16 protein-coding genes are annotated in these 15691 nt (G+C 51.9%); 12 read left to right on the top strand and 4 right to left on the bottom strand.

Annotated features, from left to right (window positions below; translation table 11 throughout):
- Positions 1–1179 precede the first annotated feature (1179 nt).
- The gene (locus tag AC127K_RS14330; RefSeq protein ID WP_483721071.1) at positions 1180–1761 is read right to left on the bottom strand and encodes a xanthine phosphoribosyltransferase; all 582 of its coding nucleotides are present in this window, start codon (positions 1759–1761) and stop codon (positions 1180–1182) included.
- A 304-nt stretch (positions 1762–2065) separates the two neighbouring features.
- Between AC127K_RS14330 and AC127K_RS14325 the strand changes: the two genes are divergently transcribed.
- The 5 genes from AC127K_RS14325 (at position 2066) to AC127K_RS14305 (ending at position 6965) form a co-directional block, all read left to right on the top strand.
- Complete coding sequence (locus AC127K_RS14325) at positions 2066–3274, top strand: ABC transporter substrate-binding protein (RefSeq protein WP_483721070.1); 1209 nt, start codon at positions 2066–2068, stop codon at positions 3272–3274.
- Positions 3275–3499: 225 nt separating this feature from the next.
- On the top strand, positions 3500–4393 hold the full coding sequence (locus AC127K_RS14320) for a branched-chain amino acid ABC transporter permease (RefSeq protein ID WP_483721069.1): 894 nt from the start codon (positions 3500–3502) through the stop codon (positions 4391–4393).
- Positions 4394–4405: 12 nt separating this feature from the next.
- On the top strand, positions 4406–5482 hold the full coding sequence (locus tag AC127K_RS14315) for a branched-chain amino acid ABC transporter permease (protein ID WP_294540502.1): 1077 nt from the start codon (positions 4406–4408) through the stop codon (positions 5480–5482).
- Positions 5482–6243 (top strand): ABC transporter ATP-binding protein, encoded by a 762-nt coding sequence (locus tag AC127K_RS14310; protein ID WP_294540504.1) that lies wholly within the window; start codon positions 5482–5484, stop codon positions 6241–6243. The genes AC127K_RS14315 and AC127K_RS14310 overlap by 1 nt, the downstream gene beginning before the upstream one ends.
- A gap of 2 nt (positions 6244–6245) precedes the next feature.
- Positions 6246–6965, top strand: coding sequence for an ABC transporter ATP-binding protein (locus tag AC127K_RS14305; protein ID WP_294540506.1), 720 nt, complete (start codon positions 6246–6248; stop codon positions 6963–6965).
- A gap of 79 nt (positions 6966–7044) precedes the next feature.
- Here AC127K_RS14305 and AC127K_RS14300 read toward each other — a convergent pair whose 3' ends face one another.
- Both AC127K_RS14300 and AC127K_RS14295 read right to left on the bottom strand, forming a co-directional pair.
- Positions 7045–7620, bottom strand: coding sequence for a DUF4364 family protein (locus AC127K_RS14300; protein WP_483721068.1), 576 nt, complete (start codon positions 7618–7620; stop codon positions 7045–7047).
- A gap of 88 nt (positions 7621–7708) precedes the next feature.
- Positions 7709–8614: a S1 RNA-binding domain-containing protein gene (locus tag AC127K_RS14295; RefSeq protein ID WP_294540510.1), complete on the bottom strand. Its 906-nt coding sequence runs from the start codon at positions 8612–8614 to the stop codon at positions 7709–7711.
- Between the two features lie 133 nt (positions 8615–8747).
- Here AC127K_RS14295 and AC127K_RS14290 point away from each other — a divergent pair, with 133 nt between their 5' ends.
- From AC127K_RS14290 to AC127K_RS14260, 7 genes are all read left to right on the top strand, one after another.
- Positions 8748–8939 (top strand): DUF951 domain-containing protein, encoded by a 192-nt coding sequence (locus AC127K_RS14290; RefSeq protein ID WP_294540525.1) that lies wholly within the window; start codon positions 8748–8750, stop codon positions 8937–8939.
- A gap of 55 nt (positions 8940–8994) precedes the next feature.
- Positions 8995–10086 carry a peptide chain release factor 1 gene (gene prfA, locus AC127K_RS14285; RefSeq protein WP_483721067.1) on the top strand — a complete coding sequence of 364 codons (1092 nt, stop codon included), beginning with the start codon at positions 8995–8997 and terminating at the stop codon, positions 10084–10086.
- A gap of 16 nt (positions 10087–10102) precedes the next feature.
- The gene (locus AC127K_RS14280) at positions 10103–11122 is read left to right on the top strand and encodes an L-threonylcarbamoyladenylate synthase (protein WP_483721066.1); all 1020 of its coding nucleotides are present in this window, start codon (positions 10103–10105) and stop codon (positions 11120–11122) included.
- A complete protein-coding gene (gene coaE, locus AC127K_RS14275; protein ID WP_294540515.1) occupies positions 11119–11718 on the top strand; it encodes a dephospho-CoA kinase in 600 nt (199 codons plus the stop codon). Before AC127K_RS14280 ends, coaE begins: the two co-directional genes overlap by 4 nt.
- A 24-nt stretch (positions 11719–11742) precedes the next feature.
- Positions 11743–12351 (top strand): lytic transglycosylase domain-containing protein, encoded by a 609-nt coding sequence (locus tag AC127K_RS14270; RefSeq protein WP_483721065.1) that lies wholly within the window; start codon positions 11743–11745, stop codon positions 12349–12351.
- Positions 12352–12415: 64 nt separating this feature from the next.
- Positions 12416–13813: an aminopeptidase gene (locus AC127K_RS14265; RefSeq protein WP_483721064.1), complete on the top strand. Its 1398-nt coding sequence runs from the start codon at positions 12416–12418 to the stop codon at positions 13811–13813.
- 146 nt (positions 13814–13959) lie between these two features.
- Entirely contained in the window at positions 13960–14706 is a 747-nt protein-coding gene (locus AC127K_RS14260) for a helix-turn-helix domain-containing protein (protein WP_483721063.1), read from the top strand.
- Between the two features lie 61 nt (positions 14707–14767).
- Here AC127K_RS14260 and AC127K_RS14255 read toward each other — a convergent pair whose 3' ends face one another.
- The gene (locus tag AC127K_RS14255; RefSeq protein WP_483722203.1) at positions 14768–15652 is read right to left on the bottom strand and encodes a YitT family protein; all 885 of its coding nucleotides are present in this window, start codon (positions 15650–15652) and stop codon (positions 14768–14770) included.
- Positions 15653–15691: the final 39 nt, after the last annotated feature.

The raw sequence follows: 15691 nt of genomic DNA, 5'->3' as shown, positions 1-15691 counted from the left end.
AGTGTAGAGGTTTTTCCTCGCACTACTCTTTTTTTGTTTGTCAGAAAGGGGAGGGGACCAAAGTTCTTCAAATACTCCGATACCCAGCCCGCGCCGCCTTTCATGGGTAAGCGTGGAACGCATCGGAAACCGCAGTTATTCATCGACTAATCGTCAATTATACTCTCCGAGGAACGACAACAAAGCTCTTCATCTATCCCCATCATTCCTTAAAATCCCCGCCGGGAGGCCCCATCCACCCCCCGGCAGCCGGCGCCTCCCCCAGGCGCTTCCTACATATTTCTCGCTCTGCTCACGAGCGATTCAAACCTCTTCATCCTTCTTCTTTTTCCCTCTTCTTTGACAAATTAACACGCACTTCGTGACAAATTATGTTGCCCATAAACATGCTTGTTTTGGGGCAAATTATCTTGTCCAAAAAGGCAATTTAATTTGTCAATGAAGTGAAATATAACGGAGTAATGTGGAGTTTTTGCTCTCATTACTCCGTTATTTTTTTACCCTTTTTGCAGCGGATGACCTCCAAGTGCTCTTCTGATGATTCTCCTCATAACCCTTCTGTAAAGGGTGGAAAATGAGGGAAATTATCAGAAATGCAGGTAATTTTCTGCGAATTATCGCAAAATATTTTGCGTGTCAATGACTGCCGGGTACCTCTTCAAATACTTTACTTTCATCCTATTACAACTGCAAAACGTGAAAAAGCGGCCGGGTACCCCGAGCAATTTCTCTTATCCTGTTCTCAAGTTCCATTGACAAATTATTTTTGCTCGATTGACAAATTGTTTTGCCCCCTGACAATGCTTGTCCAGGGGCAAATTAAATTGTCACAGAAGCAAAAATAATTTGTCATAAGACGCATATAGAAGAGTAGTGTAGAGGTTTTTCCTCACACTACTCTTTTTTTGTTTGTCAGAAAGGGGAGGGGACCAAAGTTCTTCAAATATCTTCAAATGCTCCGATACCTCGCCTGCAGAATCTTGCAGGATGTGTGCGGGAAACACATCATAAACATTTAGAAATTTACATGCCAAGAAAGCTATATAAATCTGTCTTTCTCTTATTCTCTGTTTTCAGTGAAAAGCATGGCGGAATAGGGAAATCTTCTCTATTTTCAGAATACTGACAAAAAAGCAGTGTCTGCCATAACGGCAAACACTGCTTTTGCTGATCTCCTAATTAGTCCTGCGCCCGGAAAACGATGCCGCCATCATCGGTCATCTTGTCCACAATGGCCAGACTGGCCAGCTTGTACCCCTCGTTGCGCAGTTCCTGTCCACCATTCTGAAATCCTTTTTCGATGCACACACCAATGCCGGCAACCGTAGCACCGGCCTGCTTGCAAACATCCAAAAGGCCCCGCATGGCTTTGCCGTTGGCCAGAAAGTCGTCCAGAATCAAAACCCGATCCTCAGGGCTCAGGAATTTTTTGGCCAAGGTGATTTCATATTCTTTTCCGTAAGTATACGATTGCACCTTGGAAGTAAATACATCGCCATCGATATTCTTGCTCTTGGCCTTTTTGGCAAAAACCACCGGTACATCAAAGTGACGCGCAGTCATGCAAGCGATGGCAATGCCGGAAGCCTCGATGGTCAGAATTTTATTGACGCCGTCATTACCGAAAATGCGCTTGAATTCGGCACCGATCTCGTCCAGCAGCTCCACATCCAGCTGATGATTCAGAAAGCAATCCACCTTGAGCACATTGCCGGGACGTACCTGCCCATCTTTCATAATACGCTCTTCCAATAATTTCATCGAACTTTCTATACCCCTTTCATTCTATTGCTACTATTATGCCGAATCTCGGGACATTTTGCAATCCTTTTACACGAAAAAAGGAGGAACACATTAGCAAGTCGACGAAATGTTAAACTTTTGTAATCTTTCTTTGTGAAAAGCGACTAAGAAAATGAAAAATATGTAAACAAACTATGTCGATTTAACACATTGAAGATTCTGTTAGGGGAGACTATAATACCTTTATATAACAACGTCGGGCATGTGCGGCCCAATCTGCAAGCGATTGCAGTGGGCGTTGTGAATATAGGAGGGAAAAATTATGAAAAAGCTTATCAGTGCAGCATTGGCTTCTGCTATGGTGCTGAGTCTGGCAGCCTGCGGCTCTACCGGCAGCAGCGAAAGTACTTCTGCTGCTACCACCGGTGATTCCGCCGCTACCGCCGAGGCTTCCGCCACCGATGGCACTACCCCTATCAAGCTGGGTGGCATCGGACCTACCACTGGTTCTGCGGCCAGCTACGGCATTGCCGTTATGCAGGGCGAGCAGCTGGCTGTTGACGAGATCAATGCAGCTGCCGGTCATACCGTTTTTGAATTCAAGTTTGAGGACGACGAGCACGATGCAGAGAAGTCCATGAACGCTTACAACACCCTGAAAGACTGGGGAATGCAGGTCCTGCTGGGACCCGTCACCTCTACTCCTAGCCTTTCTGTGGCTGGCGAGACCGTGAACGACAACATGTTCATGCTGACGCCTTCCGCTTCCGCCGTGGACGTAGTAGAGACCGGTGACAACGTCTTCCAGATGTGCTTCACCGACCCTAACCAGGGTATTGTGTCTGCTGACTATATCGCCGAAAAGGGCTTGGGCACCAAGATCGGCGTGATCTACGATTCTTCTGATGCTTATTCCATGGGCATCTATAATGCTTTTGCCGAAGAGGCTACCGCCAAGGGTCTGGAAGTTGTCACTGCTGTCAGCTTCACCAGCGACAACAAGAGCGATCTGTCCACTCAGGTTGCCAAGTGCCAGGAAGCCGGTGCCGATCTGGTCTTCCTGCCCATCTACTACAATGAAGCTTCTCAGATCCTGATCGCCGCTGATAAGGTTGGCTACAAGCCCACTTTCTTCGGTTGCGACGGCATGGACGGCATCCTGACCATTGAAGGCTTCGACACTTCTTTGGCTGAAGGCCTGATGCTCCTGTGCCCCTTCTCCGCCACTGCTACCGATGAGACCACCCAGAAGTTCGTCTCCGCTTACGAGGCTGCTTACAACGAAACTCCCATCCAGTTTGCGGCCGATGCCTATGACTGCGTTTACGCTATCTATGAGTGCGTGCAGAACGGCAGCATCAACGGTGATATGAGCGCCAGCGATATGTGTGATGCCCTGAAGGCCCAGTTCACCACCATGACCTTTAATGGCACCACTGGCGAGGGTCAGACCTGGTCCGCTGACGGCACTGTCAACAAGCCTCCGCGTGTGTACGTTGTTACCGACGGCGCCTACCAGACCGCTGAATAATTGAATTTACGGTTCTTGGGTTTGAAGAACTGAGAATGTTTTGCCAAAGGGGGCTGTCCGAATTCAAATTCGGCAGCCCTCTTTGTCTTTTTGGGCTCGTTTTCGTGCCCAGAGGCTCATGTGGACAAAACATTGTCTGCAAGCGACGTCTATGATAGAATGATGTCGTGCCCCCACTATAGCGGTGCGGTGGCTATCGTTTTAAGATTTGAGGTGTATTACAGGATGCAATTTTTGTCCTACCTGATCAACGGCATCAGCCTGGGCAGTGTGTATGCTCTGATCGCACTGGGCTACACAATGGTGTACGGCATCGCTAAGATGCTGAACTTTGCCCATGGTGATGTCATCATGATCGGCAGCTATGTTGTTTTCTTTACCTTTGGTTCCTTCGGCTGGAATCCGGCTGTAGCCATCATCCTTTCGATGATTGTCTGCACCGTGCTGGGCGTTCTGGTAGAACGGGTGGCATACCGGCCTCTGCGTGAAGCACCGTCTTTGGCCGTTCTGATTACGGCCATTGGCGTCAGTTACTTGCTGCAGCAGGTGGCACAGTTGTTGTGGACTTCCAACCCCAAAAGTTTCCCGTCCGTCGTGGCGAATTCCTCCATCTTTAAGCCGCTGCAGCTCTTTGATGGTCAGCTGACCATTTCGGCAGAAACTATCGTCACCATTCTTGCCTGTATCGTTATCATGGTTGCGCTGCTTTATTTCATCAATCACACACCGGCCGGCCACGCCATGCAAGCCGTGAGTGAAGACCGCGGAGCTGCCCAGCTGATGGGGGTGAACGTAAACGCCACTATCTCTTTGACCTTCGCTATTGGCTCGGCTCTGGCTGCCGTTGCCGGTGCGCTGCTCTGCTCGTCTTATCCCACACTGCAGCCCACTACCGGTGCCATGCCTGGTATCAAAGCCTTTGTGGCGGCTGTTTTCGGCGGTATCGGTTCTATTCCTGGTGCCTTCTTGGGCGGTGTTCTGCTGGGCGTGATTGAAAACCTGGGCAAGGCGTACATTTCTACACAGCTGTCCGATGCCATTGTGTTCCTTGTGCTGATCGTGGTTTTGCTCGTCAAGCCTACCGGCCTGCTGGGGAAAAAGGTCAATGTGAAGGTGTAAGGAGGGGTGAGGATGTTTCGCTTGAAGAATATGCGCAAATCAACCAAAAGCAACCTCGTCACCTTCGGTATCGTGATCGGGTTTTATATTGTTATTCAGATTCTTTCGGCCTTGGGATTGCTGACCAGCTCTTTGTCCGGTCAGCTCGTTCCCATTTGTTCCTATGTTATTCTGGCTGTTTCTTTGAATCTCACGGTCGGTATTCTGGGTGAGCTGAGTCTGGGACATGCCGGCTTTATGAGTGTCGGCGCCTTCTCCGGAACAATCGTCTGGACCACACTGTATGGTCAGGTTCCAAATTGGCTCGGTCTGCTGCTTTCCTTCGTGGTTGGCGGCGTGGTTGCCGGCCTGTTCGGATTTATCGTCGGTGTTCCTGTTCTGCGTCTGTCCGGCGACTATCTGGCAATCGTGACCTTGGCTTTCGGCGAAATCATCAAGAATGTCATGAATGCCTGCTATCTTGGTTATGATTCCACCGGCCTCCATCTGTCCTTCAAAGATGCGGCTTCCATGAATATGGATCCTACCGGTACCATGATCATCAATGGTGCCATGGGTATTACTGGCATCAAGAAAGCCTCTACCTTTACCATCGGGATTGTATTGGTAATCCTGACTCTGCTGGTAATCCTCAATCTGATCAATTCCCGTGCCGGCCGCGCCATTGAATCCATTCGCGACAACGAGATTGCTGCTCGCAGCGTGGGCATCAACATCACCAAATATAAACTGATGGCCTTTATTACTTCGGCTGTTTTCGCTGGTATCGCCGGGGTCCTTTATTCTCTGAACTATTCTTCTCTGGTTGCCAAAAAGTTCGACTACAATACCTCCATCCTGATTCTTGTGTTTGTGGTTCTGGGCGGCATCGGGAATATCCGTGGGTCTGTCATCGCCGCTGCTCTGCTGACTGTGCTGCCTGAACTGCTGCGTGCTGTCAACGACTATCGTATGCTGATCTACGCCATCGTCCTGATTGTTGTCATGATCTTCAGCCAGAGCCCGCAGGTTGTGGCTTGGCGCAAGCGCATCTTGGATGGCATCCGCAGCCGTATGAAACCCGGCCCCAAGGCTAAGGAGGTGCAATGATGGCATTGCTGGAAGTAAGCAACCTGGGCATTGCCTTCGGCGGCCTGCAAGCGGTTGCACAGCTTGACCTGAAAATCGAAAAAGGACACCTGTATGGGCTGATCGGGCCCAACGGTGCCGGCAAAACTACCGTATTCAACATGCTCACCGGTGTGTATACCCCCACGGAAGGCAATATCGTGCTGGATGGCAAAGACATCACCGGCAAAAGTCCGGACTTGATCAGTAAGGCTGGTGTGGCCCGGACCTTCCAGAACATCCGTCTGTTCAATGACATGTCAGTACTGGATAACGTAAAAGTTGCCCTTCATAATCAGATCCGGTACAGCATGTGGACCGGCATTCTGCGTCTGCCTGCTTATCGTGAGAAAGAACACGAGATGGACCGAGAGGCTCTGCGTCTGCTCAAGATTTTTGATCTGGACAAGGAAGCGTCTCTCAAGGCCTCTCAGTTGCCTTACGGCAAACAGCGCAAGCTGGAAATCGCCCGCGCTTTGGCGACCAACCCCAAACTGCTGCTGCTGGATGAGCCTGCTGCCGGTATGAACCCCAACGAGACGGCAGAGCTGATGAATACCGTCCGCAGCGTACGCGATCAGTTTGGCATCGCCATTTTGCTGATCGAGCATGATATGAACTTCGTCATGGGCATCTGCGAAGAAATCACCGTGCTGGACTACGGTCGCGTGATTGCCCACGGCGACGGCAAATCCATCCGCAACAACCCTAAGGTCATTGCGGCGTATCTGGGAGGTGACTAACGATGGGGGAAATGCTCGCTGTTAAAAACATCAACGTTTTCTATGGCTCCATTCACGCCATCCGTGATGTCTCTTTCCACGTGGACGAAGGGGAGATCGTCACTCTGATTGGTGCCAACGGTGCTGGCAAAACCACCACGATGCACGCCATTTCCGGTCTTCTCAAGCCCAAAAGTGGCGAGATTGTCTATTGCGGCCAGACCATCAGTAGAATGGAAGCACACAAAATCATCCGCTTGGGTCTGGCTCAGGTTCCGGAAGGACGCCGGGTCTTCAGCGGACTGACGGTTCAGCAGAATCTGCAAATGGGCGCCTATACCCGCCGCGACGGTAAGGATGCCATCCAGTCCGACTTCGACATGGTGTATGACTTGCTGCCTCGTCTGAAGGAACGGCGTACACAGCCCGCAGGCACCCTTTCCGGTGGTGAGCAGCAGATGCTGGCTATTGGCCGTGCACTGATGTGCCGCCCCAAGATGCTGCTTCTGGACGAGCCTTCCATGGGCTTGTCTCCTCTGCTGGTGAAGGAGATTTTCAAGATCATCCGGGACGTTAATCGAAACGGCGTAACGGTCCTTCTGGTGGAGCAAAATGCCAAGATGGCACTGGAAATTGCCAATCGTGCTTACGTACTGGAAACGGGTACCATCAAAATGGAAGGGGAAGCCACCGAGCTGGCCAACAACATTGAGGTTCGCAAGGCCTATCTGGGCGCTCAATAATCGTCCCCATCAATGAAAAAAGCGCCTCCCGACGCGGATACAACCGCAACGGGAGGCGCTTTTTTATGCAAATCTAGTGTCAGCGGGCTGCAGCCGGTGGTCGGTCATTGTCCGAAAGAGGCTGTGTGAGCTTCTCCAGAAAGGACATGTAAATCTGACTTCCGCTGGCAATGAAGCGGTTCTTGACCTCCTCAGCCGTCAGGGCATCCGGCATGGCCAGTTCCAGACGAAAACTTTCCGGCTGCCCTTCATCCCGGATGATGCAGACCACTTTGTACCCATTGGCGTCATGTTCTACCGCAGCGTGATTTTGTGCCGCCCGGTGTGCCCAGCTTTGCAGGCGGATCACGGCCAGGATCGCACTTTCCCGCACGCTGCGCGGGAGATCTTCCGCAAGGGTATCCGCTACTTTCGCGCCTTTGTCGGTAATTTTGTAGCCTCTGTCCTTTATGGTTACCAGCTGCTGATGTTCCAGTTCTCCCAAAGCGCCGGCAAACTCAAAGTAATTGACCAGCTCTTCCTGCAAAAGGGCACCTTCCAGCGTTTCCCTCGTGACAGGACCGGCGGTTTTGATAAGATAGCACAGCAGAATCCGGATCTCGGTGCTGTCTGTAAGGCCGCCCGGCTTCACACCTGCGGTAAATGCTTCCGCCATCGGTAAATCACTTCCTGTTCATGTATTCCTGTCATTTATTATAACGCATGGATGCGGGCGTGACAAGCACGTCGCCGGATTTGCAGTCTTAAAAAACGGTCTCAATCTGTTTGCGGCTTTGGGGCGTAGAGTAGGTCCAGCGGCGAATTCTTCCTCTTGTAACAAAGTAATGTGGTTCAAAGCGCATGTTTTGGGTCAGATTCTTGTTTACCACCACCAGCTTGATCTTCATTTTGTCGGGCAGGATACTTTTGATGTATACGCTGACCGCCTGTCCGGCCCGAAGCGTTTTGTCCGGTTCGGCCAGCCCTGCCAAGTTGGGTGCAATTTCAATAAATACGCCGTACTCTTCTACGCTGCGCACAATACCGACCACGGTTTCTCCTGCCGCAAAGCATGCGGCGTTCTCGCTCCACGTTCCCAGCAATTCCCGGAGCGTCAGCACAATGCGGCCCTGTGCATCCCGGCTTTTTACAGCGCACAACAGTTGCTGCCCTACCTGTACACGGTCTGCCGGACTGGAAATGCGGGATACCGACAAGCAGTCGATTGGCAGCAAGGCCGAAATTCCACAGCCCACATCACAAAAAGCGCCGAAATTCTCAATATGCGTAACCGTGCAGGGGATGACGCTGCCATTTTCCAACAGATCCAGATAATTTTTATGGCAGGCGCGCTGAGCCGCTGCCCGGGAGAGAAGATAGGCCCACTCGCCCTCCTCCTGCGTCTGCCCGGTAATCACAAAGCAGGTGGGCCTTCCAACCCGCGTCAGGACAGCAATGTCCTTGATGGGCTCTCCAGGCTGCACATCCACGCATTCCTCAAAAGGCATAACAGCCCGCCGTCCGCAGATTTCAAAACGCAGCCGTCGGGCGGTATCAAAGGCAAGGGCGGTGCTTTGCAGCACTTCACCTGTCTGGCGGCAGTGCTCCAGTTCGTCCTGAGTGAGATGGTTGGCATTACGGCAAAGGCCTTCGGCACGATATTCAAGCATTTGTTTGTCCTCTCTGTGTTGTGTGATCTGTGTGTGCGGTCAATCCAATGTATGCGGCATAATGGGCGGATATTTGCAAAAATGCCCGTATGGTATATAATAAGAGCAAAGATTTTGAATGGACGGTGAGCATATGGATGTACGGGTCGGAGATGTGATCCAGACAAAAAAGCCGCACCCGTGCGGTGCGAATCGATTCGATGTGTTGCGTGTCGGCATGGATTTCAAGATCCGCTGCCAAAAATGCGGACATGAGATCATGCTGCCCCGCGTAAAAATTGAAAAAAACATTAAAAAAATTTTCCGCAGCGGGGAAGAGCTCTAGCAAGGATTCTTTATTTATCCGTTTTTTGAAGTAGATGTAAAGGAATCCTTGTTTTATGTTTGAACAGATGCATGAAATTGAGCGGCGTTATGAAGAAATTTCCTTTCGCCTGAGTTCCCCGGAAGGAATGTCCAATCCGAATGCCTATGCCGCTCTAGTAAAAGATTACAAAGAACTGACCCCCTTGATTGAGAGCTGGCGCTCCCGGTGCGCGCTTCAGCAGGAGATAGAAGAAGAGCAGGCGATGCTTCAGGAGGAAGCCGCTGACCCTCTCTTCACCGATATGGTACAGCAAGAACTGCGCAAAAACAGGCTAAGCCTGTCGGCCCTGGATGAAAAACTCCGGCTTCTATTATTGCCCAAAGATGCGGACGACGATAAAAGCATCATCATGGAAATCCGTGCAGGAACCGGAGGGGAAGAGGCAGCCCTGTTTGCGCGGGATTTGTGGCGTATGTATACAATGTATGCGGCCAAACGCGGCTGGACCTGCGAAACCGTACAGTGCAGCGAAGCTGACCTGGGCGGCATCAAGGAAATTGTTCTTTCCATCGAGGGCAGCGGTGTATACAGTCGGCTGAAATTTGAAAGCGGTGCACACCGGGTACAGCGGGTACCGCAGACCGAAACCCAGGGGCGCATCCAGACTTCGGCCGCCACTGTGGCTGTTATGCCGGAAGCGGAGGAAATGGAGCTTGAACTGGACCCGAAAGAGCTTCGCATTGATACGTTTCGCTCCTCCGGCGCAGGCGGGCAGCATATCAACAAAACTTCCAGTGCCATCCGTGTGACCCACCTGCCTACCGGTATGGTAGTGGAATGCCAGGACCAACGCAGTCAGCGGGAAAACAAAGAGCAAGCCCTCAAAGTCCTTCGCAGCCGACTATTGCAGCAAAAGCAGGAGGCCTATGACCGAGAATACAATGCCAAACGCCAGAGCCAGGTGGGCAGCGGCGACCGCAGTGAACGTATCCGCACATATAATTTTCCCCAAGGCAGAATCACCGACCATCGGATTGGTTTGACTGTTTATAAACTGGATGAAATCCTCAATGGCAATCTGGATTTGCTTGTGGAACCATTGCTGTTGGCGGACAGAGAAGAAAAGCTCAAACAAATGAATACCGGCGAACAAGCCGACGCATAAAAGGAAGATGGAAACTATGCAGACACAGGTTTTGCCTGTCAATGAAGAAAGCATCCAACTGGCCGCAGATCTTCTGAGGCGCGGAGAAATTTTGGCTCTGCCCACCGAGACAGTCTACGGGATCGCAGCCGACGCCCGCAATGGGGAAGCGGTCAAAAAAATCTTTTTGGCCAAAGGCCGTCCGCAGGACAATCCTTTGATTGTTCACATCTGCGGCATGGAGATGCTTCATGGTCTTGTTGCGCAGGTGCCGGACCGTGCACTGCGCTTGGCCAAAGCGTTCTGGCCCGGCCCGCTGACCATGGTCATGCCCCGGGGCCCGGAAGTCTCGGACGTCACCTGTGCCGGACTTGATACGGTAGGCATCCGCATGCCCTCCCACCCCGTGGTACAGGCTGTTATAAAAGCTTCCGGTGTGGCTTTTGCTGCACCTTCGGCCAACCTGTCCGGGCGCCCCAGCCCCACCAATGCTGCAGATACTCTGGCTGATATGGATGGTCGTCTGCCTTTGATTCTGGACGGCGGCGAATCGGACGTGGGCGTGGAGTCTACCGTAGTATCCGTATGCGGGGAGCACCCTGTGCTCCTGCGTCCCGGCTATGTGACCAAGGAGCAGATGGAGCAGGTCCTGGGAGAAGAGGTTCTGGTTTCCCATGCGATTCTGGAGAAGCTTCGCCCCGGTGAGACCGCCCGCTCTCCCGGAATGAAATACAAGCACTATGCTCCAAAGGCACAGGTAACCATCCTGAAAGGTGACTTCGAAAAATACAAGGCCTACCTGACAGCACATGCCGCTCCAGGCGTGTTTGCCATGTGCTTCACCGGTGAAGGAAAGGACCTTCCGGTTCCTTATATCGAATACGGAACCAACGGTGACGGCGCTTCACAGGCACATCGCCTGTTTACGGCCTTGCGCGAGTGTGACAAAGCCGGGGCACAGGTAGTGTATGCCCGCTGCCCGCTGAGCAGCGGCGTTTCCATGGCTGTGTATAATCGACTGCTGCGTGCGGCTGCTTTCCGCGTGGAGGAATTATGAAAATCATTGGTGTCACCGGCCGCTCCGGCTGCGGAAAATCCAGCGTCACACGGCTTTTTGCTTCTGAAGGATATCCTTGCATTGATGCGGACGTTATCTCCCGTGAAGTCCTGGAACCGGGTTCTGCTTGCATAAAGCAGTTGCAAAATGCGTTTGGTTCTGATATTGTAGATGAGTCAGGGGTCTTGCGGCGCCGTCTTCTGGCGGACCGCGCTTTTGCCACACCGGAAGGAACCGCCCGATTGACGGCCATTACCCATCCGGAAATTCTGCGCCGCATCAATGTACATTTGCAGGAAGCCGAGTCTTCCGGTGCCAGACTTGCCTTTGTGGATGGTGCCGTCATTGTTGGTACCCCCTTTGCCGCGCGCTGCGACGCGCTCCTGGTTATCACAGCGCCGTATGAGCAGAGTGTTGCCCGCATTTGCGCGCGGGATGGGATAGCCCCCGCCATGGCCCGCCGACGTCTGGATGCCCAAACGCCGGAACAAACGTTACGGGAAGCGGCAGACTTCGTGCTGGAAAACAACAGTACCCCTGAATGTCTGGAAGAAAGAGCCTTGTCCCTTTTACATCGCCTGGAACGAGAGGCATGACCTTCCGTTTCGGAAAGGAGGCTTATGAAGAAAAGACGGTCACGAACCGAAGCTGTGCGCCGCCGTCCCCGCCTGTTGGTCCCATTGGTATGGCTTCTGGCCATCCTGCTGATTGCGGGGAGCCTGATCTTTTCTGTCTGGCACAGCAAAATTGACGAACTGCGCTATCCGCGCAAGTATCAGGAATTTGTCGAATATTATGCTGACAAATATGATCTTGACCCTTTGACGCTGTATGCGTTTATCCGGACGGAAAGCAATTTCAATCCCAACGCCGAATCCGATGTGGGGGCCAGAGGGCTCATGCAGATCACGGAAGTGACCTTTGATTGGATCAAATCCAAAATTGCTCCAACAGAAGCCTTGACCTTTGATGATTTGTATGATCCGGAGACCAACATTCGCTTTGGCAGTTATTTTGTGGCCTACTGTCTTTTGAAGTTTGAAGATTTGTCCACCGCTGCTGCTGCCTATCACAATGGGGTAACTGCGGTAAGCGAACTGCTGAAGGACAGCGAATATTCTTCCGACGGAAAAACATTGGATGAGTTTCCGTATCCGCAGATGCGCCAGTATGTACACAAGATCACAACCAGCTACGAGCGCTACCAAGAAATCTATACCTCCCAATAAGAGGCCGGCACCGTTTTCGGTACCGTAATATAGATAATTATTGTGAAAGGACGTACCAAATATTATGGGAAAGAAATCTGGGAAGGAACTGGAAAAGCTCCTTTACAAGAATGAGACCGTTGCTGACTGCATGCCCGATCAGATGGCTGCAGCACATGAGTTCTGCGAAGGTTACAAACAGTTCCTGAACGATGCCAAAACCGAGCGTGAAGTCGTTGCCTACAGCGAAGATCTTCTGCGCAGTGCAGGCTATAAGCCCTTCGTGCCCGGTCAGCAGCTGAATCCCGGCGACAAGGTCTATGTGATCAACCGCAAAAAATGTGTCTTGGCTGCTACGATTGGACAGAAGAGTCTGGCGGAAGGGTTCCACATGAACATTGCCCATGTGGATGCACCGCGCCTGGATCTGCGTCCCGTCCCCTTGTTCGAGAAAAACAAGCTGGCGTATCTGCGTACCCACTACTATGGCGGTGTGCGCAAGTATCAGTGGGCCACCATTCCTCTCTCCATTCACGGCGTGGTATACCGTGCCGACGGCACTTGTGCGGAAATCTGCATCGGTGAAAACCCCAGCGATCCCGTCTTCTGCATCACCGATCTGCTGCCGCATCTGGCTGCCAAGCAGAACGAAAAGAAGCTGCCTGAGGCCATCACCGGTGAGAACCTGAACATTCTTTTTGGCTCCGATCCCATCGAAGACAAGGATGTGGAGAACCGTGTCAAGCTGAATGTTCTTGGGATGCTCAATGAAACCTACGGCATCACCGAGCACGACTTTACCCGCGCCGAAATTGAGATTGTCCCCGCTTTTACCGCCCGTGATGTGGGCCTGGATCGTTCCATGATCGGCGCCTACGGCCATGATGACCGCGTGGATGCTTATCCCGCCCTGATGGCCGAAATCACCACCACTGCTCCGGCCCACACCACTGTTTGCGTTCTGACCGACAAGGAAGAGGTGGGGTCTGACGGTGTCACCGGTCTGAACAGTATGTATACCTTCCACTTCCTGCAGCAGCTGTGCCAGACCCAGGGTGTGGACTACATTACCGCCTGCAAGGCTTCCAAGTGCCTCTCTGCCGATGTGACCGCCGCTTACGATCCCAGCTATGCGGATGCTTTTGAGCCCGACAATGGCACCTACGCCGGTCGCGGTGTTGCCATCTACAAGTACACCGGTTCCCGCGGCAAATCTTCCACCAGTGATGCCAGCGCCGAGCTGGTCAACTATCTGACCCGTCTGATGGACAGCAACAATATTGTCTGGCAGATCGGCGAAATGGGCAAGATCGATCTTGGCGGCGGTGGAACCGTTGCCAAGTATGTCGCCAACCAGGATATCGACACCATCGATATCGGCGTGCCTGTTCTTTCCATGCACTCTCCCTTTGAGGTCGTCTCCAAAGCGGATGTGTACATGGCTTATCTGACCTTCAAGGCTTTCTGTGAAGATGCCCAGTAAGTTCTAATATGAAAACGCTCCGGCCTGCACAACTGTGCGGCCGGGGCGTTTTTTCAAAAAATATCGCCTTTACGGCATTCTACTATGGTTCGGTTGCATATTTCTTGTTTTGTCTGTATGATGAGGGCAGGAAAGAGGGTGCAGCCATGTACGCGATTGATAAAAAGCAGTTCGGTGCCTTTGTATCGGAACTGCGAAAGCAAAAGGGCTATACGCAGAAAGAGCTTGCCGGCAGACTGTTCGTTTCAGACAAAGCGGTCAGCAAGTGGGAGACCGGATCCAGCATTCCGGACACGGCGCTTCTGATTCCGCTCGCTGAGCAGCTGGGCGTCACCGTAACGGAGTTGCTCTTATGCCACAGAAGCGAAACAGAAAGCCTTTCCCGGGCCGAAGCCGAACAGGCGGTACAGGCGGCCATCGGATACGAAAACAGTCCGGCAGCAAGGATCTGGCAGACCCGCAGCAAAGTGTTGATCTGGTATTTGGCTGCTCTTGTTGCGGCCGCAGCTGGCAGCATCGTCACCATAAAATGCGGTTATGGAAATTGGGATTACTTCACATATATCGGCCTGTACATTTTCTTTGGAGGCTATTTCTGTCTCTTTGCACTTCAGACGCTTCCTGAAATCTATGACAAAGCCAAAATTTCTTTCCTGAGTGATGGTATCCTGCGAATGAATGTACCCGGCGTTCATTTCAGCAATCGAAACTGGCCCCACATCCTGCGGGCCGGCCAGACCTGGGGGATTTCTTCTCTGTTTTTGTTTCCTTGGCTGTATCTGACCTTGCGTCTGCTTTCCGTCCCAACAGCGGCCGTAATGTATATCTGCATAGGGCTCACATTGGGTGGTTTGTTTATTCCTATGTATATTGTCGGGAAAAAGTATAAATAAAATACGCCACCGCAGGACACTTTCTCTGCGGCGGCGTCTTCTATATAAAATTGACCGGATCTTAAATGGACCGGAATCCCTTGCCAATGATTTCGCTGCTGTTCACAATGGTAATGAACGCATGGGGGTCAGTAGCGCGCAGGAAGTTGCGCAGCATAGCTGCCTGATGACGGGTGAGCACCGTCATCAGCACATGAATCGGCTCATGGGTATAAGCACCGCTGGCCTCCTGTTCGGTAGCAGAGCGGTTGAGTTCCTTGACGATGAAATCCCGCACCGGTTCCGGATTGTGAGTCACAACCGTACACACCTTGCGCAGGTTCAAACTTTCAATGGCGCTGTCCACGATGGTCGATTTCATAATCATGCCCAAGATACAGTACAGACCTGTCTGTGGGCCATACAGATACGCGGCTACCAGCACAATGCCAAGATCGCTGACCAGAAGCGCCCGACCTATTTCCAGGCTTGTGTACTTATTCAGGATCATGGCCACAATATCGGTACCGCCGGTAGAAGCCCCGATATTAAATACAATGGCGCTTCCCACCGCAGGTAAAATCACTGCAAAGCAAAGTTCCAGAAATGTATCATTGGTCAAGGCATGCTGCAGCGGAAAAACCGCTTCACACAGACTGACAAAGAAGGAAAGGGCAAAGGAGGAATAGATTGTCCAGCCCATGGAACGAACTCCCAGGAAAACGAACCCCAATACAACAAGGACAGCATTTACAATCCACATAAAAGTGCCTACCGGGAAGGTCGGGAACAGTGTGGATAAAATGATGGAAAGCCCCGAAGTTCCACCAAAGGCAAAGTGGTTCGGTGTTTTGAAAAAATGAATGCCCGCAGCGGTTGCGAACAAACCGGCATTCAGAAGAAGAAAAAATGTGACGTTTTGTTTCGCGTTTTGAGGGCCCAGTTGTTTCTGCAGGCCTTTTATCATCGCGTTGGCATTTGCCTCCATAGTGGTAGAATCCTCTCT

The sequence above is a fragment of the Subdoligranulum sp. DSM 23681 genome, from assembly GCF_057005535.1.
This window is presented reverse-complemented; position numbering and strand designations above follow the sequence as displayed.